Annotated in this window: 22 protein-coding genes; 11 read left to right on the forward strand and 11 right to left on the reverse strand. The window is 37.6% G+C overall.

What is annotated here, in order from left to right; genetic code table 11:
* The first annotated feature begins 59 nt into the window (after nucleotides 1–59).
* The 4 genes from CLV48_RS02705 (at nucleotide 60) to CLV48_RS20460 (ending at nucleotide 1529) form a co-directional block, all read left to right on the forward strand.
* Nucleotides 60–416 (forward strand): response regulator, encoded by a 357-nt coding sequence (locus tag CLV48_RS02705; RefSeq protein WP_106565679.1) that lies wholly within the window; start codon nucleotides 60–62, stop codon nucleotides 414–416.
* 83 nt (nucleotides 417–499) lie between these two features.
* Nucleotides 500–985 carry a hypothetical protein gene (locus CLV48_RS02710; protein WP_106566109.1) on the forward strand — a complete coding sequence of 162 codons (486 nt, stop codon included), beginning with the start codon at nucleotides 500–502 and terminating at the stop codon, nucleotides 983–985.
* 68 nt (nucleotides 986–1053) lie between these two features.
* Nucleotides 1054–1257: a hypothetical protein gene (locus CLV48_RS02715; protein WP_106565680.1), complete on the forward strand. Its 204-nt coding sequence runs from the start codon at nucleotides 1054–1056 to the stop codon at nucleotides 1255–1257.
* Nucleotides 1258–1379: 122 nt separating this feature from the next.
* A complete protein-coding gene (locus CLV48_RS20460; RefSeq protein WP_170068977.1) occupies nucleotides 1380–1529 on the forward strand; it encodes a hypothetical protein in 150 nt (49 codons plus the stop codon).
* Between the two features lie 46 nt (nucleotides 1530–1575).
* On the opposite strand, the gene CLV48_RS02720 is transcribed toward CLV48_RS20460, so the two are convergent.
* Nucleotides 1576–3078, reverse strand: a complete 1503-nt coding sequence (locus tag CLV48_RS02720; protein ID WP_106566110.1) for a peptide MFS transporter — start codon at nucleotides 3076–3078, stop codon at nucleotides 1576–1578.
* Between the two features lie 379 nt (nucleotides 3079–3457).
* Between CLV48_RS02720 and pckA the strand changes: the two genes are divergently transcribed.
* Together pckA and CLV48_RS02730 are read left to right on the forward strand one after the other, a co-directional pair.
* Nucleotides 3458–5059: a phosphoenolpyruvate carboxykinase (ATP) gene (gene pckA, locus CLV48_RS02725; protein WP_106565681.1), complete on the forward strand. Its 1602-nt coding sequence runs from the start codon at nucleotides 3458–3460 to the stop codon at nucleotides 5057–5059.
* A 116-nt stretch (nucleotides 5060–5175) separates the two neighbouring features.
* A complete protein-coding gene (locus CLV48_RS02730) occupies nucleotides 5176–5613 on the forward strand; it encodes a peptidylprolyl isomerase (protein WP_106565682.1) in 438 nt (145 codons plus the stop codon).
* Nucleotides 5614–5683: 70 nt separating this feature from the next.
* On the opposite strand, the gene CLV48_RS02735 is transcribed toward CLV48_RS02730, so the two are convergent.
* From CLV48_RS02735 to CLV48_RS02750, 4 genes are all read right to left on the reverse strand, one after another.
* Entirely contained in the window at nucleotides 5684–6970 is a 1287-nt protein-coding gene (locus tag CLV48_RS02735) for a NupC/NupG family nucleoside CNT transporter (RefSeq protein WP_106565683.1), read from the reverse strand.
* Between the two features lie 84 nt (nucleotides 6971–7054).
* Nucleotides 7055–7657: a bifunctional nuclease family protein gene (locus tag CLV48_RS02740; protein ID WP_106565684.1), complete on the reverse strand. Its 603-nt coding sequence runs from the start codon at nucleotides 7655–7657 to the stop codon at nucleotides 7055–7057.
* Between the two features lie 9 nt (nucleotides 7658–7666).
* Nucleotides 7667–8635 carry an electron transfer flavoprotein subunit alpha/FixB family protein gene (locus CLV48_RS02745; protein WP_106565685.1) on the reverse strand — a complete coding sequence of 323 codons (969 nt, stop codon included), beginning with the start codon at nucleotides 8633–8635 and terminating at the stop codon, nucleotides 7667–7669.
* Between the two features lie 35 nt (nucleotides 8636–8670).
* Nucleotides 8671–9408: an electron transfer flavoprotein subunit beta/FixA family protein gene (locus CLV48_RS02750; RefSeq protein ID WP_106565686.1), complete on the reverse strand. Its 738-nt coding sequence runs from the start codon at nucleotides 9406–9408 to the stop codon at nucleotides 8671–8673.
* 73 nt (nucleotides 9409–9481) lie between these two features.
* Between CLV48_RS02750 and CLV48_RS02755 the strand changes: the two genes are divergently transcribed.
* Nucleotides 9482–9817 carry a tetratricopeptide repeat protein gene (locus CLV48_RS02755; protein WP_106565687.1) on the forward strand — a complete coding sequence of 112 codons (336 nt, stop codon included), beginning with the start codon at nucleotides 9482–9484 and terminating at the stop codon, nucleotides 9815–9817.
* A gap of 54 nt (nucleotides 9818–9871) precedes the next feature.
* On the opposite strand, the gene CLV48_RS02760 is transcribed toward CLV48_RS02755, so the two are convergent.
* Together CLV48_RS02760 and dnaB are read right to left on the reverse strand one after the other, a co-directional pair.
* Nucleotides 9872–10870 (reverse strand): quinone oxidoreductase family protein, encoded by a 999-nt coding sequence (locus CLV48_RS02760; RefSeq protein WP_106565688.1) that lies wholly within the window; start codon nucleotides 10868–10870, stop codon nucleotides 9872–9874.
* Nucleotides 10871–10922: 52 nt separating this feature from the next.
* Nucleotides 10923–12509, reverse strand: coding sequence for a replicative DNA helicase (dnaB, locus tag CLV48_RS02765; protein ID WP_106565689.1), 1587 nt, complete (start codon nucleotides 12507–12509; stop codon nucleotides 10923–10925).
* 261 nt (nucleotides 12510–12770) lie between these two features.
* Here dnaB and CLV48_RS02770 point away from each other — a divergent pair, with 261 nt between their 5' ends.
* Nucleotides 12771–14144 carry a UDP-N-acetylmuramate--L-alanine ligase gene (locus CLV48_RS02770; protein ID WP_106565690.1) on the forward strand — a complete coding sequence of 458 codons (1374 nt, stop codon included), beginning with the start codon at nucleotides 12771–12773 and terminating at the stop codon, nucleotides 14142–14144.
* A complete protein-coding gene (locus tag CLV48_RS02775; protein ID WP_106565691.1) occupies nucleotides 14144–14950 on the forward strand; it encodes a 3'-5' exonuclease in 807 nt (268 codons plus the stop codon). Before CLV48_RS02770 ends, CLV48_RS02775 begins: the two co-directional genes overlap by 1 nt.
* 287 nt (nucleotides 14951–15237) lie before the next feature.
* Here the strand turns inward: CLV48_RS02775 and CLV48_RS02780 are convergent, their stop codons facing one another.
* The 3 genes from CLV48_RS02780 to CLV48_RS02790 all read right to left on the reverse strand — a co-directional run bounded on the left by CLV48_RS02780 (nucleotide 15238) and on the right by CLV48_RS02790 (nucleotide 17732).
* Entirely contained in the window at nucleotides 15238–16185 is a 948-nt protein-coding gene (locus tag CLV48_RS02780) for an alpha/beta hydrolase (protein ID WP_106565692.1), read from the reverse strand.
* The gene (locus tag CLV48_RS02785) at nucleotides 16164–16727 is read right to left on the reverse strand and encodes a hypothetical protein (RefSeq protein WP_106565693.1); all 564 of its coding nucleotides are present in this window, start codon (nucleotides 16725–16727) and stop codon (nucleotides 16164–16166) included. The genes CLV48_RS02780 and CLV48_RS02785 overlap by 22 nt, the downstream gene beginning before the upstream one ends.
* A 201-nt stretch (nucleotides 16728–16928) precedes the next feature.
* On the reverse strand, nucleotides 16929–17732 hold the full coding sequence (locus CLV48_RS02790) for a M48 family metallopeptidase (RefSeq protein WP_106565694.1): 804 nt from the start codon (nucleotides 17730–17732) through the stop codon (nucleotides 16929–16931).
* A gap of 99 nt (nucleotides 17733–17831) precedes the next feature.
* Between CLV48_RS02790 and CLV48_RS02795 the strand changes: the two genes are divergently transcribed.
* Nucleotides 17832–18311: a DUF4442 domain-containing protein gene (locus CLV48_RS02795; protein ID WP_106565695.1), complete on the forward strand. Its 480-nt coding sequence runs from the start codon at nucleotides 17832–17834 to the stop codon at nucleotides 18309–18311.
* Between the two features lie 385 nt (nucleotides 18312–18696).
* Here CLV48_RS02795 and CLV48_RS02800 read toward each other — a convergent pair whose 3' ends face one another.
* Entirely contained in the window at nucleotides 18697–19491 is a 795-nt protein-coding gene (locus tag CLV48_RS02800; protein WP_245889466.1) for a hypothetical protein, read from the reverse strand.
* Nucleotides 19492–19610: 119 nt separating this feature from the next.
* On the opposite strand from CLV48_RS02800, the gene CLV48_RS02805 reads away from it, so the two are divergent.
* Nucleotides 19611–20504, forward strand: a complete 894-nt coding sequence (locus tag CLV48_RS02805; protein WP_106566112.1) for a glutamate--tRNA ligase family protein — start codon at nucleotides 19611–19613, stop codon at nucleotides 20502–20504.
* The last annotated feature ends 2 nt before the right edge of the window (nucleotides 20505–20506 follow it).

Consider the following 20506-nt stretch of genomic DNA (forward strand, 5'->3'; position numbering starts at 1 on the left):
TAAATTTTTATCCATTACCTTTGTTAAGATAAACTAATAGTCTTAGCCCTATAACCCAAATGGTAAGGATAGTTCTTATAGATGATGATCCGATAAGTACCTTTGTTACGGAAAAATTAATTTCCAAGAACATCAAGGTTCCTTTTCAGATTTACAAATACAGTAATGCCATCAACGCATTGAAAGAGATTCCTGAAATTGAACCTAATTATCTTTTTTTGGACCTCAATATGCCTGAAATGACAGGATGGGATTTCCTTGAAGAGTTTCACCCTGAAAATAACAGTCCTGAAGTTTATATTCTAAGCAGTTCGGTTGATGAAAGGGACATAGACAAGGCAAGTAACTATTCATTGGTAAAAAAATACCTTTCAAAACCACTGGTTAAAAAATATATCAAGACCATCTTCCATTGATGGACTTTTTTTTTACTTTACTTTTTATTAATTTGGTTAAACACCCAGCTAAAACATTTTGTTAAATGCCAAATGAATTTATTATGGCTAAAGTTTCGGCAGAATTGATTGCAGCATTCAGAAAGACAATCTTCAAATTAAAAAACAATGCACCTTATCAATGGGGTCATATGGGTGCGTGTAATTGTGGCAACCTTGCTCAGCAAATTACGCAACTATCCAAGGCAGAAATCCATCAATATGCGATGGAAAAACATGGTGACTGGAATGATCAATTAATTGATTATTGTCCGACTTCAGGTTATCCTATGGATTTGATGATTTCAAAAATGCTTGAAGCTGGCTTGACCATAGATGAGTTAAAACACCTCGAGAAGTTATCTGATCCAAAAGTTTTGTCACATATCCCTACAGAAAAAAGACTGCTTATAAAGAAAAATAATAAAGAGGATGTAATTCTTTATCTTGAGACTTGGACCTTAGTCCTTGAAAATGAATGGTTAAAACAATTCGACCAAAAACTGATGGAAATTGAAGAAAAAAATATCAGTTCAAAGGTATTTGCATAAAGATTAATTTTACCGTATTTAGCAACATAATCCAATTATAATCTTGCACCATTAATTTAAATCACGCTATGGAGGATTTTGATGACGATTTTGAAGAATTCGATGACTTCGAGGATGAAGATGAGTTCGCTGATGAATTTCAAGATGAGGTATATGATATCGATGAAGAAAGCGAATTGATTGATGAAAATTTCATGGACTTCGAGGAGGAAGATTTTGATGACGATTTCGATGACGATGACTTCGAAGAATTTGATGACGAAATCGACTAAATCTTAAAACGGGAAAGCAGGTGCATCTTGGATTAACCTGCTTTTTTTTATTTCCGATTTTGAAGCCTAACCGTTCTGGCTTATATTGCGTAAAAATTTAGAAGAACCAAAAATTCAATTATATGACTTTATTAGAAATCTTCAGTGCTCCTATCGCTTCTGGCGCGCAGTTGTTCTTGTTGATCGTTTGTATCCTTGTTGGCTTGGGTGCGGGATTAAGTGCTATGGATTTTAGGAATACTACACCTCCAAAAGAATCAAAAGAAAAATAACAAAAAAGAGGTCCAAAAGACCTCTTTTTTGTTTGTATCCACTTTGTCAGTGAACATTTCCCATAAGTTTTCTAATAGGTTTGCTCAATAAGAGTAACAACACACCTGCACCCACAGCAGTATATACGATCATCAAATATTGATCTGGCATCTGTGCCAGAGCTTCCTCCGTACCTCCGCTTGCTTCTCCAGCTACCAATCCTGCAATAAGATTACCTAAGGAGATAGATAAAAACCATATGCCCATCATTTGGCCCCCATATTTTGCAGGAGCAAGTTTCGTAACCAAACTCAAGCCTACTGGGCTTAAACTCAATTCACCAAATGTATGCAACATATAGGTGAAAATTAACCAAGTGGGTGCTGCATACTCTCCTGAAGCAGCAATTTTAGCTGCAAAATACATGACCAAAAAACCTATTCCCAAAAGCAATAGTCCCATCGTGAATTTCAAAGGCGAACTAGGTTCCAGATTTCTCCTACCTAACCAAACCCAAAGCGCTCCAAAAAATGGAGCAAATAAGATGATAAACATAGAATTGACCGATTGGAAATAGCCTGCGGGGATTTCCCAACCAAAAAAGCTCCTATCTGTGAACCGCTCTGCAAACAAATTCAATGTAGAGCCTGCTTGTTCAAATCCCGACCAAAATAAAGCGGAGAAAATAAATAATATTGCAATTACCCCTACCTTCTTTCTTTCATCGGAATTCAACCCTCCAAATAAGATTACATATCCCAAATACACAAATGCCACTATGGCGATAATTGTACCGGAGGCTCCTGCGATTGCTCCCACATTGATCGGTACAAAACCCATAAAGAAAATAGCTAGAACAAATAGTACAATTGTACTAATTCCCAATAGATTTTTTTTCAGACTCTCTCTCTCTTTAATATCTTTTTCGGTAATTAAAGGAATTTCATCCCCAAATCCTTCCAAATTATTTCCTGTGAGTTTGTATTGAATCAATCCAAAAATCATCCCCAAACCTGCTAATCCAAATCCCAAATGCCAATCAAATGTCGCTAAGGTACTGCAAGCAATCGGAGCAATCAATGCTCCAATATTGATACCCATGTAAAAAATAGAAAAACCAGCATCCCGCTTTGAACTTCCAGCAGGATAAAGCTGACCGACTATAGAACTGATATTTGGCTTCAATAAGCCCGTACCTAAGGCAATAAGAATCAATCCAATAAAAAATGAATTGGTATCCAATGCAGACAAGCTATCCTTAGGCTCTACCGCTCCTCCAAAAAACAATTGCGCTAAGCCGGGTAGTGCCATGGTAAAATGACCAAGTGCAATGATAATTCCCCCATACCAAACCGATTTCTTTAGACCAAATAACCTGTCAGCAAACCAGCCTCCTGGCAAAGCAAATAAATAGACTCCCATAGTGTAAAGTCCATAGATAGCTCCTGAAGTTTTATCATCAAAACCTAAACCACCATCAACTATGGCAGATGTCATAAAAAGAATCAATAAGGCTCTCATCCCATAGTAGCTGAACCTTTCCCACATTTCTGTAAAAAAAAGGGTCATTAACCCTTTAGGATGACCAAATAAAGTGGGTCCAGGGAATAGATCTATTCCTCCTGCCCCTAAGTTATTACCTAGATTTTTTTCCAAAACTCGATTAGTTTATTGAGTGATTAATTCAAACATAAACACAATGATAACAGAATTTTCCAAATTCTTCAGCATCAAAAGCCCTTGCGAATAGGAGAAAAAAATTGAGATTTTTAAGTTTCACCTATTTTTTTATGCATAGATACAGATAATACATTTATCTATATTAATTTACCAATAAAAATTTCCGTAATCGATTGAATTAACAAAAAATGGCACTTTCTATTGCTTATCAATTTTATAAATACCTATCTTTGGGCCAGAATTTAAACCCAAAAGAAACACGATTCTTATGTTAGATCTTGAAATCAAGCCAGATAAAAAGTCTTTATCTGATCTAGGTATCCATACAGCCAAAAATATTTTTTGGAATCTAAGTCCTGCAGAATTGATTGAACATGCATTGGCAAACAAAGAGGGGGTTCTAACTGACACTGGTGCCCTTATGGCAGACACTGGAACTTTTACAGGCCGTTCTCCAAAAGACAGATTTATCGTCAAAGACAGTAAAACTGAAGATAGTGTTTGGTGGGGAGATATCAATATCCCTTTTGATGAGGCAAAATTTGATCGGCTTTACATAAAAATGACCGATTTCCTCAAAGGCAAAAATTTATATGTTAGGGAAGCATTTGCAGGGGCAGACACCAAGTACAGGCTTAATTTAAAAGTCATTAATACTTTAGCTTGGCATAACCTTTTCTGTTATAACATGTTTTTAAGGCCGCATGAAGAGGATCTTGAAGATTTCGAAACGGACTTTACTATTATCTGTGCCCCAGAGTTCCAAGCTGATCCAGAGGTGGATGGCACTAGACAATCCAATTTTGCCATTATCAATTTATCGAAGAGAATTCTGCTTATAGGTGGAACTGCCTATGCAGGGGAAATGAAGAAGGGGATTTTCTCCGTACTAAATTACCTGTTACCCTTTGAGCATGGTGTACTTTCCATGCACTGCTCAGCAAACGTTGGAAAGGAAGGCGATACAGCTGTCTTCTTTGGGCTTTCAGGAACAGGGAAGACAACATTATCAGCAGATCCAAACCGGTCTTTGATCGGAGATGATGAACATGGATGGAATGAAGATTCCATTTTTAATTTTGAAGGTGGTTGCTATGCAAAAGTAATCGACCTAAGTAAGGAAAAAGAACCAGAAATTTGGGATGCAATCAAATTTGGCGCAATCGTAGAAAACACAAGGTTCATTCCCGGTACCCGGACGGTGGATTATGCTAACAAAGAAGTTACAGAAAACACAAGAACCTCCTATCCAATTCATCATATCAATAATGCCCTAGTTCCTTCAAAAGCAGGAATTCCTAAAAACATTTTTTTTCTAACCGCGGATGCATTCGGGGTAATTCCGCCAATATCCAAATTAAATAAAAGCCAGGCCATGTACCACTTTATTTCTGGTTATACTGCCAAAGTAGCTGGAACTGAAGTAGGTGTTACCGAGCCCAAAACCACATTCTCTGCCTGTTTTGGTGCTGCATTTTTACCCTTGAATCCTATTGAATATGCCAGGTTATTTGGAGAGAAAATGGAAAAACATCAGGTGAATGTCTGGCTGATCAATACAGGTTGGACAGGTGGCCCATATGGTATTGGACATAGGATGAAACTTAAATACACTAGGGCTATGATTGGGGCTGCTTTGGACGGTAAGCTTGATCATGTAAATTACCGTACACACAGTGTTTTTGGAGTAAGTATCCCTGAAAATTGTCCAAACGTACCAGATGAAGTCTTAAGTCCAAGAGCAACTTGGACTGATAAAGAGGCTTACGACAAAAAAGCAAGGGAATTGGGAGCTGCTTTTATCCATAATTTTGAGAAGTTTAAAGATTTTGCCACTGAGGATATCCTTGCAGGTGCTCCAAAATGGTAACGAAAACCCTTTCGAGGACATATAAACCCAAATGAAAAGGAGTGCAAGCACTCCTTTTTCCTTTTTGGATTGGATAGAAAAGAGAGGATTTATTACTTTTGGACAAATTTACATTTATGAAAACAGCAGAAATACATACCGAAAAGGGCATGATGAAAGTGGAATTCTTTGAAAAGGATGCCCCAAAAACAGTTGATAACTTTATTTCTTTAGCTAAAAAAGGATTTTATGATGGACTTACTTTCCATAGAGTTATACCTAACTTTGTGATTCAGGGAGGTTGCCCAATCGGAAATGGTACAGGTGGTCCTGGTTACAAAATAGATTGTGAATTAGATGGGGAGAACCAATTCCATGACAAAGGAGTTTTATCCATGGCTCATGCAGGCAGAAATACTGGAGGATCTCAGTTTTTTATCTGTCACAATAGGGAGAACACCAAGCACCTGGATAGAAGGCATACCTGCTTTGGTAAAGTTGTGGAAGGCCTTGATGTGATCGATCAAATCAGACAAGGTGATGTTATTGAAAAAATACTAGTACTGGAAGATTAATCCTTTTAAGCACCAAAATAAAATAGCCCATACTGAATTTTCAATATGGGCTATTTTTTGTCTCTTGGCCTTAATCGACCAGCATTCCAGCAATGGTAGCAGTCATAAGACAGGCTATTGTAGCAGCGAGAAGCGCTCTCATACCCAATTTGGAGAGGTTTCCTTGTTGATTTGGAGCTATACTTCCTATTCCTCCAACTTGAATAGCTATTGAGCTGAAATTTGAAAACCCACACAAAGCATATGTGGCTATTACTACAGCCTTTGGTGACAAAGCATCGGCAGCCTTCATATCTGCCAGGCTCAAATACGCGACAAATTCATTGATTACCGTTTTTTGACCTAATAAAGAACCGACCTGCAAGGTTTCTCTCCACTCCACCCCAATTACCCAAGCAAAAACTCTGAAAATTTGTCCTAGAATATACTCTAATGAAAATCCATCGAACTGCCCATCAGTAGAGGCTACCACAAGGGCGTTTAATCCTGAATATTCTCCAATTAGACCGGAAAGTATAAAATTTAACGCAGCAATCACTGCTATAAATGCAAGCAGCATCCCTCCTACATTCAATGCAAGCTTCAAACCCTCAGAAGCACCAATCGACATCGCATCAATCAGATTAACCCCCATGTTTTCCTGGCTAACTTCTAGTTTGTCATTGAAAACCACTTTGTCCTGCTCTGGTATCATGATTTTGGACATCACAATTGCAGCGGGAGCATTCATGATACTTGCGCCTAATAAATATGCCGCAAACCTACTCTGTTCCTCAAGACTATCTCCTCCCAAAAATGCCACATAGCCCGCCAATACACCTCCTGCAATGGTGGCCATCCCCCCTGTCATCAAGCACATCAGTTCTGATCTTGACATGGTTGGAATAAATGGTCTGACAAGCAAAGGTGCCTCAGTCTGTCCAAGAAATATATTTCCGGCAGCAGAAAGACTTTCAGGACCAGAAAGTCTCATGGTCCTGGACATTACCCATGCAATCCCAAATACAATCTTCTGTAAAATACCTAGGTAGTACAATCCTGCAGAGACAGTAGAAAAGAAAATAATTGTGGGCAGTACTTTGAATGCGAAAATAAATCCAAATGTATCAGTAGCGAGATCCCCGAAAATGAACAAAGCGCCATCCTCTGAAAAACTCAATAATTTTACAAATGCCCTGCTGATTGTGGCAAATACCTTGGCTACAAAATCAACTTTAGTGATCATAAAACCAAATATGGCCTGAAGAATAACCCCAATACCAACCAATCTCCAATCCACCGCCCTTTTATTGGCAGAAAAAATCAATGCAAAAGCCAAAAGTAAAACAATTCCTATTAAGCCCCTGAAGTAATCCATTGAGAATAAATATGTGCTTTTTAAATTATTACTATTTTGTCAACATCAACAAAAAAAGCCTGGCTCATTACCAGGCTTCCTTGGTCAGTTTCTCCTGTTGATTTCATCCCTAATCCTGGCCGCCTTTTCATAATCTTCATTATTAATGGCTTTTTCCAATAGTTGATTCAACTTGTCCAAACTGTAATCCTTAAGAGTATCAGACGATTTGGAAGAAGATTGAGCAGCTTTTTTTGGTGGAGAAGGCTTTTCATATTCTTTCCTCTCGTCTTCTTCTATATATTCTGTCGAAAATTCTTCCATAACCCTAGATGCACAATAAATAGGTGCATCAAATCTCACTGCTATGGCGATGGCATCAGATGGCCTCGCATCAATTTCAACTGTTTTCGTACCAGTTTTACAAACTATATTGGCATAGTAAACCCCTTCTCTCATATCTGAAATCAAAATATGATTGATGGTGAAATTGAAATTCCCTGCAAAAGATTTGAACAGATCGTGGGTCATAGGCCTATTGGGAATGATCTTCTCTATTTCAATGGCAATAGCTTGAGCCTCAAACATTCCAATTACAATTGGTAAACGTCTGTTGCCACCCACTTCACCCATCACCAAGGTAAATGACCCTGATTGTGAATGATTAGATGATAATCCCAAAATCTCTAATTCAACAGTTTGGTCCACTGGATAAAATTATTTTAATGCTTTTACTGCTTCGGTTAATTTTGGCAAAACTTCAAAAGCATCACCTACGATCCCATAATCAGCTGCTTTGAAAAACGGAGCATCCGCATCCTTATTGATCACCACAATGCACTTTGAAGAATTAACACCTGCAAGATGTTGAATAGCCCCCGAAATTCCAACAGCTATATACAAAGATGGGGCAACTTTTACACCCGTTTGACCAACATGCTCATGATGAGGTCTCCATCCTATGTCAGAAACCGGTTTAGAACAACCTGTGGCAGCCCCTAATTCTTTTGCCAAGTCCTCAATCATACCCCAGTTTTCAGGTCCTTTCATTCCCCTACCCCCTGAAACGACAATATCTGCCTCCGGTAATAATACATCACCTTTAGCCTTATCTGTAGAAGTGATCTTAGTGGCAAAATTTTCAGCATGGATGTCCAAAGTCACTGTTTCAACTGCTGCATCCGATCCATCAGTTTTTAGGTCAACTGCATTTTTCTTTACTGCCAATATTTTATGCTCTTTGTTTACGATGGTTTCTGCAAAAGCTTTACCTGTGTAAATACTTCTTTTCACTTTGTAACCTGAAGCTGTAACAGGCAATTCGACCACATTGGAAACCAATCCAGCATTTAATTTTACAGCCAATCTTGCAGCGACTGCATCTCCCAAAGAAGACTTAGCCAGAATCAAGGTTTTAGCACCAACTTTCCCGTAAACTTGGGCCAGTGCTTCCGAATGGGCCTGAATAATTCCTGCATTCAGCTTTTCATCATTTACATGCACAACCTTTGATGCTCCGGCATGACCAACTTTGACAAGTTCCTCTTGGGCTACGCTTCCCAATGCAACTGCGATTACCTCACCTTCACCTTGTTTATCTGAAAGAGCTTTGGCATAAGATACCGCTTCCAAACTGTTTTTTTTAACGGAACCATCCGCATGTTCTATATAAACTAATACTGACATATAATTCTGATTTTTAGAAGTTTAAAAACAATTAATTAAAGTACTTTTGCTTCATTTTTAAGCAGTTTCACCAATTCAGCCACATTGTCCTTGTCAATAAGCTTGACGGCACCTTTGGCTGGCGGCAATTGGTAGGTCGTCACATTAGTGGCAGTTTCATCAGAAACAGGCTCAAGTACCTGCAAAGGTTTGGTCCTTGCTGACATAATGCCACGCATATTTGGTATTTTCCATTCCGCTATTGGTTCTTGACAACCAGCAATCAAAGGCAACTTAGCTTCAAGGTATTCTTTACCGCCTTCAATCTCTCTGGCCATTTTAACGGTGTCTCCATCAATCTCTAATTTCATAACGGGGGAGATAGAAGGAATGCCTAGCATTTCACCTACCATTCCATGGACCATACCTCCATTAAAATCAATGGATTCTCTTCCCATCATGATCAGGTCATAATTGTTTTGCTTGGCAATGGCTGCAATTTGGTTGGCTACAAATAACGAGTCTTTTGGGAAAGCATTGATTCTTATGGCATCATCCGCCCCAATCGCCAAAGCCTTTCTAAGAGTTGGTTCAGTTTCAGCTTCACCTACGTTCAACACTGTTAAGCTAGCTCCCAACTGCTCTTTCAGTTCCACTGCTCTGGCCAATGCATAATCATCATAAGGTCCAATGATGAACTGTACACCATTTTTATCAAATTTAGTATTATTTTCAGTAAACTGGATTTTAGAAGTTGTATCCGGCACGTGGGTTATACAAACAAGAATTTTCATGTATAAATATTTAGGTTATTTATTTTTAAATTGCGTGAATTTAGTAATTGAATGATAATTAAAAAAAGAATTTATGAGCAAATTGTCCCGCATTGAGATGTTACAATCGTTTGCAGAACAAGAGCCTGAAAACCCTTTTAACTGGTATGCCTTAGCCTTAGAATACCAAAATTCATACCCCGAAAATGCAGCCAATCTATTTCATAAACTATTAAAAGAGCACAAAGGTTACCTGCCCACTTATTATCATGCGGCACACTTTTTTGCAGAATATGGCGACCTTGATTTGGCAAAAACTATATACGAAGAGGGAATTGTATTGGCAGAACAAGAAAAACAGGAAAAAACATTAAGGGAATTGAAAAACAGCTATCAGAATTTTCTTTTTGAGAATGATTTAGGTGATTAGGGATAAAGTCAAAAATTTTTCGGATAAAATTGACTGACCTTAAACCTAAGAACGCTAGATTTTAATTACAATTTTCCCTAATTGCTGACCTGCTTTCATACGATCAAATGCTTTTTCAGCTTCCTCTAGACTAAAAACACGATCCACCAAAGGACGGATTTTATTTTGATTTACGAAAGAAAGCATTTCTGCAAAATCTTTATCACTGCCCATAGTACTTCCAATTAGTTTAATCTGATTCCAAAATACTTTCCTGGCATTGAAACCATCGGGATTTCCTTTAGTCGCTCCATAAAAAACAATCCTACCACCTGGCTTTACCACGTGGATGAGGTTATTGATGGTATCACCCATGGCACTGTCAATAATCAAATCAAACCCACCGGTTTTCTGAAGAGCAGCTTCAGCCCAATCCTCATTTTTGTAGTTAAAACCCTTTTTAACACCAAGCTGGAGGGCAGAAGCTATCTTATCATCACTGCTACTGCTTACAAATACTTCTCCACCTTTGGCTAAAGCATATTGGACTGCAAATTGGGCTACACCGCCACCAAAACCTGTTACCAATACCTTTTCTCCTTTTTGCAAACCTCCTTGAACCATCAAAGCCCTAAACGCAGTAAGGCCTCCTAATGGCAATGCGGCAGCTTCCTCCCAACTCATAAAAGAAGGTTTTGGAAAAATTCTAGAAAAATCAACATTTACAAATTCAGTTAGGGTACCATGCCCGGGCATACCTAATATCTGAAAATCCTTGCTCTGCACTTTTTCACTTTCACCCCAATTCAAAGCCGGATTGATGATCACTTCTCTACCTAACCACTCATTCAATCCTTGATGGGCAACTTCTGATACAATTCCTGCTCCATCAGAACCTAAAATTACACCGTCTTTTAAATTTGGATAAAGACCCTGCCTACACCATTCATCCCTGTGGTTCAAGGCGGCAGCTTTGATTTGCACCCTAACCTGATCTGTTCCCAATTGAGGTACCGGAAGATCAGCAAGCTCAATTTTACTTTCAGTTTCTCTATTTAAAACAATAGCTTTCAATGTCTTATAATTATATTTTCAACATAACAATTATATCTTTTTCCCTGAGAATTTAGAATGGGGCAGGATCATTACTACCCAATCCTCCTGGGAAGGAATCATCAAAATCTCCCCCATTGGCTTTGCTTTGCAACCGTATCGTGTTCCCGGAATCAAAATTCTGGGCACTTCCTCCACTTGGAAATTTGCTTCCATAAAGCGCATCCTGAGCCTTGTAAGGCACATTCAATTCCAGATCAGCAAATTTCGTGTATTTTCCAATAAACCTTAGCTTCACATTTTCCAATGAACCATTTCTATGCTTAGCAATGATCACTTCACCTACACCCATGGTAGAGTTACCGTCCTCATCCTCAGTAATCCCGTAATATTCAGGGCGGTACAGGAACATTACCATATCTGCATCCTGTTCAATAGCCCCAGACTCCCTCAAATCTGAGAGTTGTGGGCGCTTATCTCCTCCCCTTGTCTCTACGGCCCTCGATAGCTGGGAAAGTGCTATAACTGGGATATTCAATTCTTTGGCAATTTTTTTCAATGCCCTGGATATACTTGCAATTTCTTGTTCCCTGTTTCCCCCTCCCCCAGATTTGGAATCACCAGACATCAGCTGAAGGTAATCAATCACTACCATCTGAATATCATGTTGGGCTTTAAGCTTACGGCATTTGGCCCTTAATTCAAGTATTGAAAGTGCAGGGGTATCATCAACAAAGAGCGGTGCTTTTGAAAGTTTAGCTGTCTTATGCACCAATTGTTCCCACTCATAATCTGCAAGGTTACCTTTTTTGATTTTTTCTGAATCCAGCTCAGCCTCAGATGAAATCAACCTGTTTACCAACTGAACTGAAGACATTTCCAATGAAAAAATGGCAACAGGTCTGCTGTGATCCACTGCTGCATTTCTCAATACCGACAAAACAAAAGCAGTTTTTCCCATGGCAGGCCGGGCTGCGATAATCACCAAGTCAGATTTTTGCCAACCAGATGTAACCCTATCCAATGCTGTAAAACCACTTGGAACACCTGTTAATCCATCTTTTTGGCCTTTTTTGGCTTCCAACTCCATTATTGCCTCCTTCATTATGGAGCGCATATCTGCATAATTCTTCCTGATATTTTTTTCGGATATCTCAAAAAGTGACTGTTCCATTTTATCCAAAAGCTCAAATACATCTGTAGTATCTTCAAAAGCATCCTTTTGGATTTCGGAAGCAATGCTGATCATCTCCCTTTTCATGGCCTGTTCGGTTATGATCCTGGCATGGAATTCAATATTTGCCGCCGAGGAAACTTTGGATGTTAACTCAGTAATAAAAAAAGCACCCCCGGCAAGTTCCAATTGTCCTTTTTTCCTTAACTGATTGGTTACAGTAAGCAAATCAATTGGCTGTGAATCAGAAAACAGATCTAAAATGGATGTATAAATAACCTTATGGGCTTCTTTGTAAAAACTTTCCGGTTTAAGAATGTCAACCACCGTGGTCAGTGCATCTTTTTCAAGCATCAACGCACCCAAAACCGCCTCTTCTAAATCAATCGCTTGGGGAGGTAATTTCCCCAGCCCGGCTCCAAGGTTTAGGTCCGGTTTTTTTCTTCCAAAATTTCTGTTAGTAGGACTTGGTTTATTATCTGCCATAAAAACAAATGTACATCCTTTGACCTTAACTTTTTGAACAATTTATTCACTTGATATCCACATTTTAGATTTGATTTCTGAAAATCAACCTTTTACTTCAAAAGGTTTCAAAAATGACAAATCAACTTTCTGGGATTGAACAATTCCTTTGAAATTCTCATATATGGTACTTAAGGATTATTCAATCAACACTAAAAAATAAAAGGTTAATGGTTTTTGGATTGAAGCTGTTTAGTACTTTTGAATGTTTGAAATATAGTTATGTCCAAAAAGTATCATTTTATCGCCATAGGCGGGGCAGTCATGCACAATTTAGCATTGGCTCTTTTGGCCAAGGGTTATGAAGTAAGCGGTTCAGATGATGAAATCTATGAACCCTCAAAAAGCAGGTTAAGAAATGCCGGCATACTGCCAAAAGAAAAGGGCTGGTTCCCAGAAAAAATCCATTCTGAGTTAGATGGTATCATCTTGGGAATGCATGCAAGAATTGACAATCCGGAATTAATCCGGGCAAAAGAATTAAATATTCCTGTATATTCTTTTCCGGAATTCATCTACAACCAAAGCCAAAATAAGCAAAGAGTAGTAATTTCCGGAAGCCATGGCAAAACTACCATTACTTCCATGATTCTCCATGTTCTTCAATCTCTGGATATGGAATTTGATTACTTGGTCGGTGCACAAATAGAGGGTTTTGATTTAATGGTTAAACTATCGGAAGCCCCTGTAATCATCATTGAAGGAGACGAATACCTCACTTCTCCACTGGACAGAAGGCCAAAATTTTTTCATTATCATCACCATATCCTACTGATGAGCGGTATAGCATGGGATCATTTCAATGTGTTCCCTACATTTGAAAACTACAAAACCCAATTTGAAGAGTTGATAAAAATTACCCCAAAAGGCGGAACTTTTATTTACTGCGAAAATGATCCTGAGGTAAATGATTTAGCAAAAAATATTTCTCTTAAACAGGTGGATTTGATACCCTATACCAACCATGAATATTTTGTTGAAAATAGTAAAACCTTACTAAAAACAAATTTTGGAGACATTCCCATTGAGATATTTGGAAATCATAACCTCCAAAATCTCCAGGGAGCACTTGAAATCTGCAGAAAATTAGGGGTAGAGGACCAAGATTTTTATAAAGCCATACAAAATTTTAAAGGAGCAGCAAAAAGACAGGAAATCCTGGCTCAAGCAAATGACCGCATCTTCTTTAGAGATTTTGCCCATGCCCCTTCAAAACTTAAAGCCACTGTCAATGCAGTCAAAAACCAATTCCCAGACCGAAGACTGATTGCAGTTCAGGAATTACATACTTACAGTTCCCTTAACAAGGATTTTGTTCATAATTATGCCCACACTTTTGATGAGGCAGATATTGCAATTATCTATTTAAACCCAAAAGCCGTATCTTTGAAGAAACTTGAACTTATGGATGATTCAACCCTAAGGGAGGGATTCAAACGTGAAGACTTGAAAATTTTCACCGATAGTTCACAATTAAAATCCTTTTTGGAAGAACAGGACTTTAAGGATACGAATCTATTATTAATGAGTTCCGGGAACTATGATGATATGGATTTAACTATTTTAAAATCAAAACTCAATAAAAATCATTTCTAATGAATTTAAATTTAAGAACACCCATCGCCTTTTTTGACCTCGAATCCACAGGAACCAATATCGCTACAGATAGAATTGTGGAAATTTCTATTTTGAAGGTTTATCCTGATGGGAAAGAAGAAATAAAAACCACACTTGTAAATCCAACCATTCCGATTCCAAAGGAAACTTCTGTAATCCATGGGATTTATGATAAAGACGTTAAAGATGCGCCAACATTTAAATCACTTTCCAAGGAATTGCATCAATTTTTGCTTGGAGCTGATCTGGCAGGATTCAATGTATTGAAGTTTGATATTCCATTACTGGTAGAGGAGTTTTTAAGAGCTGGAATTGATTTCGATATTGATAAAAGGAATATTCTTGATGCCCAAAAAATCTTCCATATGATGGAAAAAAGAAATCTGGCTGCGGCTTACAAATTCTATTGTGGAAAAAATCTCGAAAATGCCCATAGTGCTGAGGCTGATACACTTGCCACTTATGAAGTATTTAAAGCACAGATTGAGAAATATGTAGGAGAAGAAGCTGAGGACCTTTTGGGAAATAAATTGGGAATCTTTGAGAATGACATGAAAAAAATCCACATGATTCTCAACGAAAAAATGGTAGATCTGGCAGGAAGATTCATTTTTAATGAAAAAGGAGAAGAATGCTTTAATTTTGGAAAACACAAAGGAAAAACCATAGAGGCCGTACTAAAAGAAGAGCCCTCCTATTACGATTGGATGATGAAGGGGGATTTCCCTTTGGATACCAAAAGAAAATTTACCCAGGTTAAACTCCGGGCTTTCAATCAGCGATAAATAATATTTTCAGGAAAAAACTACTGTCCATTTAAAAATTGACGGACTAATCATTTATATATATATCTGAAATGATGCCAGTAATCATTATATATGCGGCGTCTAAACATACTGATAATTATTGATTTAGGATCCGACTATGCCGACAAGTTCTTCATTCATATTGATTCTAATTTACAGGTAAGTTCTATGACTTTCAGGTAGTGGTTTGATGGCTGATAACCTTAATCCATTATGGATTGCTCATTTATTCTTTAATAAATAGGTATAGTTGCGACACTAATGCCCTAATTAACTTTGGACACAAAATCTTCAAAGGCAGTGATCTGATTAACTCTGTCCTTGGGTTGTATGCTTGGCCGTAAATTTAACCGGGTGAAAACATGAAGATCTGAATCTATCATTTCAATTTCAACCGGAGCTCCATTACTTGATTTCATACCTTTATAAATCAAAACCGCGCTTACAGGATCTGCTGTTGGATCTTTGATTGATTTGTAAACTTTGACAGAACAATTTGGGGGAAGATTAACTCCATTTTCGAGTTGCTTTCTAACTCTTGTCAATATTTTGTTCAGTTCCTGAAGGGTTTCCTGAGGCCTAAAATGATACCAATATTTATCCTCCTCAGAGGTATTATCAGCTTCTATGTAACCAATAATAGGCCCTACTAAAGGTACCAATGACAAAATTTTAGATGAAGGAATGATAATGGGATCGACCAATAATATATTTCTTGGAATCACTTTACCATGAAAAAAATTTGAATGAACCAGGTCAATTAGCAGTGTACAACTGGTTGATGAACCTATAAAATTGATATTTGAATATCCTGCGGCCATCAATCGCTCATATTCTTCTTTGATAGATTTTTGCCAATCCCTCCAAGACGCTTGTTTAAATTCCTCATAAGTCCTTCCATGACCTCCCAATAAAACAATGGAAAGAAAATAATCAGTAGTATTTCCTGACCAAGACCTGAATTCCTCCCACTCATATGTGGAAGCACTGTAACCATGCATTAATATAAAAACAGGTTTGGAGGCCTCTTCAGGAGTAGGATTAGGTTTGGAAAGTGAAAGCAGGTAATCTTCCGGTTTGTCCAATGAAGGGTCAAAAATTAACTTGCCATCCATCATGGCATCTGTGATATCAGGAGTGGTGTCACAAGAGACTAAAATAATTAGGAAACAAATTCCAACTAAAAACTGGCTTATTTTTTTAAAATTGTCCATGATACCGTTGTTTGTGTAAATAATGGATAGATTGTTCCTGCGCCCTTAGTCCCGTCACCTGTGGTCAAATTATAACCAAAACCTAGAATTACTTTTACAGGTTGCTTCTTGTTTGCATACATCAATCCAATTTCAGGTGAAAGCAAAATAGAAGAATTGGGCAACATGTCGAAAATTGAAGATTCGTAGTCTGCTATAAAGTATCCCAGATTCATTCTTGTCATGGGCCTGAGTGCCTTTTCCTTCTTGAAGAACCATGAAGACGAGAACAGAAAATTGTCCTGCTTGATCGCATTTGAATTAAGGGCTGTTCCCAACCTGCTACTAGCATAGGAAATTCCAAAATAAAGTTGATCCGGTTTGAGGTTTTTGTGCGAAAATTGAGCAGAAATTCCGTTTTCCCAATAAAGGTTGAGTGTTTTTTGGACTCGTATACCTACATCCAATATAGATTCCTGAGCAAACAATTGCAAAGGAGGAAGGAATGAGAGAAAAGATAAAACTAAAAAAAATACAAGTTTTGGCATTTTTGGGCTTTTCATATTTTACCTCCTATGTGCTGTTTCAATTCCTAATAAATCTACTTAATATTTAAACTTGCATAAAATTTCCAAGACAAAATATTTACTGCAAAAAGCTGAAAAATTTAGAATTTCTTTTAGAAACAAAATCAACACGCATAAAAAAAGCGCAGTATCAAGTCTGCGCTTTTTTTATGCGTGTTATTAATTGAAACAATTGATTTAGCGTTTAGTACTTCTTTCATAATATTCCAATGCCTTTGGCATTTGTTTTTGAAGCTCTTCTTTTCGCTTGCCCGGACCTGGGTGTGTAGATAAAAACTCCGGTGGAGCTCCGTTTCTGCCTTCACTCATCCTGTCCCAAAAGCCTGGAGCCACCCTAGGGTCATATCCTGCCATGGCCATAAAATTCAATCCCAACTGATCAGCTTCCAATTCATGCCTTCTGGAGAATTTCAGCATGCCTAATTGCCCACCTACACCAAAAGCCTGAAGGAATATACTTTGGGTCAAAGAAGGGTTTTGCCCCATAGCCGCCTGTGCACCACCTAATAAGCCATTCAACAAAAGTCCATTGGACATCCTCTCTCTACCATGATTGGCAATGGCATGCGCTACTTCATGCCCCATTACCACTGCCACTCCGGCTTCATCTTGACAGATTGGCAAAATACCAGTGTAGAAAGCCACCTTTCCACCAGGCATACACCAAGCATTGACAATATCATCCTGAATTAAATTAAACTCCCAAGCGAAACCCTCCAATTGTTTTTCATATCCCTGCTCCCTCATATACCTGTCAACTGCTTCTGCAATTCTTTTTCCTACCCTGACCACCATTTGTCCCTGATCCGTATTAGTGACTATTTTATTCTCCTTTAAAACCTGAGAATACTGTTCATATGCCAATGGTAACAATTCCTCATTGCTTACTAAAGCCAATTGATTCCTTCCGCTCATAGGAACTTTAGCACAGGAATAAATTACCAACCCTAGTGCTATTAAAAAGATTATTTTTTTCAACATAACTTTCAAATTTTACCCGAATTTGACCAAAAAAGATGCCATTTCAAATGACCTAATTACTTTTTTATTATTTTAATTGTCAGATAACAATGTAATACTATGAATCCTGAAGCTAGAAAATATCAAAAAAGAATGAGCAGCCCCATCATTTTTTGGTTGGCCATGTTATTTAAATTACCCTCTGCAGTTTTTTGGAGATTGAAAATCAAAAGTTTAACTCTTGAAAAATGCGAAGTCACCATCCCTTATTTTTGGAGATCCCAAAATCCATTTCAATCCATCTATTTTGCTGCTTTAGCAGGTGCAGCTGAATTAAGTACTGGAGCCCTTTGTCAATTAGCCATGGCTGGAAAAGGAAAATTCAGTATGCTGGTAGTGGATTTTAGGGCAGAATACCATAAAAAGGCCAATGATACAACTACCTTTTTATGTGATCAAGGCGCTGAACTGAACAAACTGATAGAAGGCCTTGCTCCTGATGAAAATGAAAAATTGACTATGGTCTCTACCGGAACAAATTCAAAGGGGGAGTTAGTAGCTAAATTTTATGTAACCTGGTCCTTTAAAAGGAAATCATAAAGAAAACTTTATATATCTATAAAATCATTTAATTGCTAAAAATGGGCATTAGGGCAACTTTTGCTGTATTTGACAGGTATAAATGTTCAAAAAGTAGTGATAAATGAACATTAATGATATTAAGTCCTGGTCCCAAAAATTTTCCGCTAGAATCATTGGGCTGTTTTGGAATTCATGGGAGTCCAGGCACCATTTATATTTTGTAACAATCCCAGTTGATGATTGTAATTCAAAATCTTTTAGTAGATAAAAGAAGTTTGCTTTATCCCCCAAATTTGAACTTGGGTTTAGCGATTTATTTTGCTGGTTGCCTTTTGTTTAGGTTAAAGGCCATCCGATGTTCGGATGGCTTTACTATTTTTTTGTTTCCTAATTAATCCATTTTTCAGTTGCCTCTTCTCTTTCGAAAATCCTGAGATTTGATATGTTCATTCTGAATATCTTCCTTTCTGTATTTAGTCCGTTGATTTAAAAAATCAGTAAGCATTTCATAGACCTTCTCTGAATTCAGATCCAAAAATTGATGGTCTAAATTTTGAAGATTAAACTCAACAATTAAGTCATCTAAATCCCTTTCAGTAAGGTTGTACTCTATTTTCAGTGTCTGCATTATTGAGTCTGATTGTATGAGATCCAGATAATCCTTTTGCCTTTCCTTTATAGCCATTTTGCGGGCATATTCCCGTTTCTGCCTTTCTGATCTCATGAAATAGGAAATGGGGCCATCTAAAGTTAATCCTGGCATCATTCCGTTTTGTTCGGAAGTTCCACCGTAAATTTTTCCCGGACCTGAAGACCTATTGCTGATCGGTCTCAAATTGGACATATTTCCCAGATTAAAAGGGATGGACGTCCTTTCACTATATAAATCGAATCGCGGAAGTGTCCTGGCATCCAAATAGATTTCTGTTAAAAAATGCTTATCCTCTCCCACAATGACTGTTTTAGGAATATAATAATTTCTTGAAATCAGTAGACTATCTCCTTTATTTCCAAATACCCGAAAGTATCCCCTCTCATTGGTCAGGCTGCTGTCCTTGGTTTGGAGATTGATTACCCAAACCTTATCAAGAAAATTCTTATCCAAACCATCAATGATATTACCGGTAACCACTTGTCCGAAAACCGGAAAGGAATTTATTGCCAAAAACAGTGATAATATAGAAAGGTGTTTATTCACAATCCGAAATTAATGACAACTTAATTCCTTTAAAATTCCGGAGAGTTAAAAATTATTAATGGGAATTGGGCCAAATGTTAAAACCTTTCATTGAATTGATTAATTTCCCAATGAAATTTATGAGTATCAGCAGTTACAATCCAATTTATTCTCTAACGCGATTTGCACCTACTCCCAGTGGATATCTTCATTTGGGAAATATATTTTCCTTTTTGACCACCTTTAAGATTGCAAAAACACATCATGCCAAAATCCTATTAAGGATAGATGACATGGACAGGGAAAGGGTCAGGAAGGAATATATTCAGGATATTTTTGACACTTTGGATTTCCTGGAAATCCCATATGATCTAGGACCAAAAAATCTCAAACACTTTGAAAGTGAATATGCTCAAAAAAATAGGATGGAGTTGTATTTGGATGCCTTAGAAACCTTAAAAAAAACCGGAAAATTATTTGCCTGTAACTGTAGTAGAAAAAAAATCCTGGATTTGAATCCAAATGGTTATTATTCAGGTTACTGCAGAGATAGATTCCTGGGTTTTAATAAAAAGAATATAGCCTGGAGATTTTGTGTGGATGCTAGGGAAAGTATATCATTCATGGATATTGAAGCTGGAATTACAGAAGGAAATCTTCCTGAAATTCTGGCGGACTTTATTGTAAGGAGAAAGGATGGTCTTCCTGCATATCAATTAAGCTCTGTGGTTGATGATCTTTATTTTGGAGTTGACCTTATAGTAAGAGGTAAGGACCTCTTGGGATCGACAATGACACAAGTTCATCTTTCTAAATTTTTATCAAATAATAGCTTTGGACAAATAGGATTTTTCCACCATTCTTTGATTAGAAAGGCTGATGGACAAAAGCTCTCAAAATCTGCTGGAGATACCTCTGTACAATTTTTAAGAAAGTCCGGTAAAAAAAAGGAAGATATTTTTGAAATGATAGGAAAACGGATGGGACAAGATACACCCATCCGTGGGTTACAGGATTTTATTTTATTGAGTTAAAA

The organism is Cecembia rubra (assembly GCF_003014575.1).
Classification (GTDB): Bacteria; Bacteroidota; Bacteroidia; order Cytophagales; family Cyclobacteriaceae; genus Cecembia_A; species Cecembia_A rubra.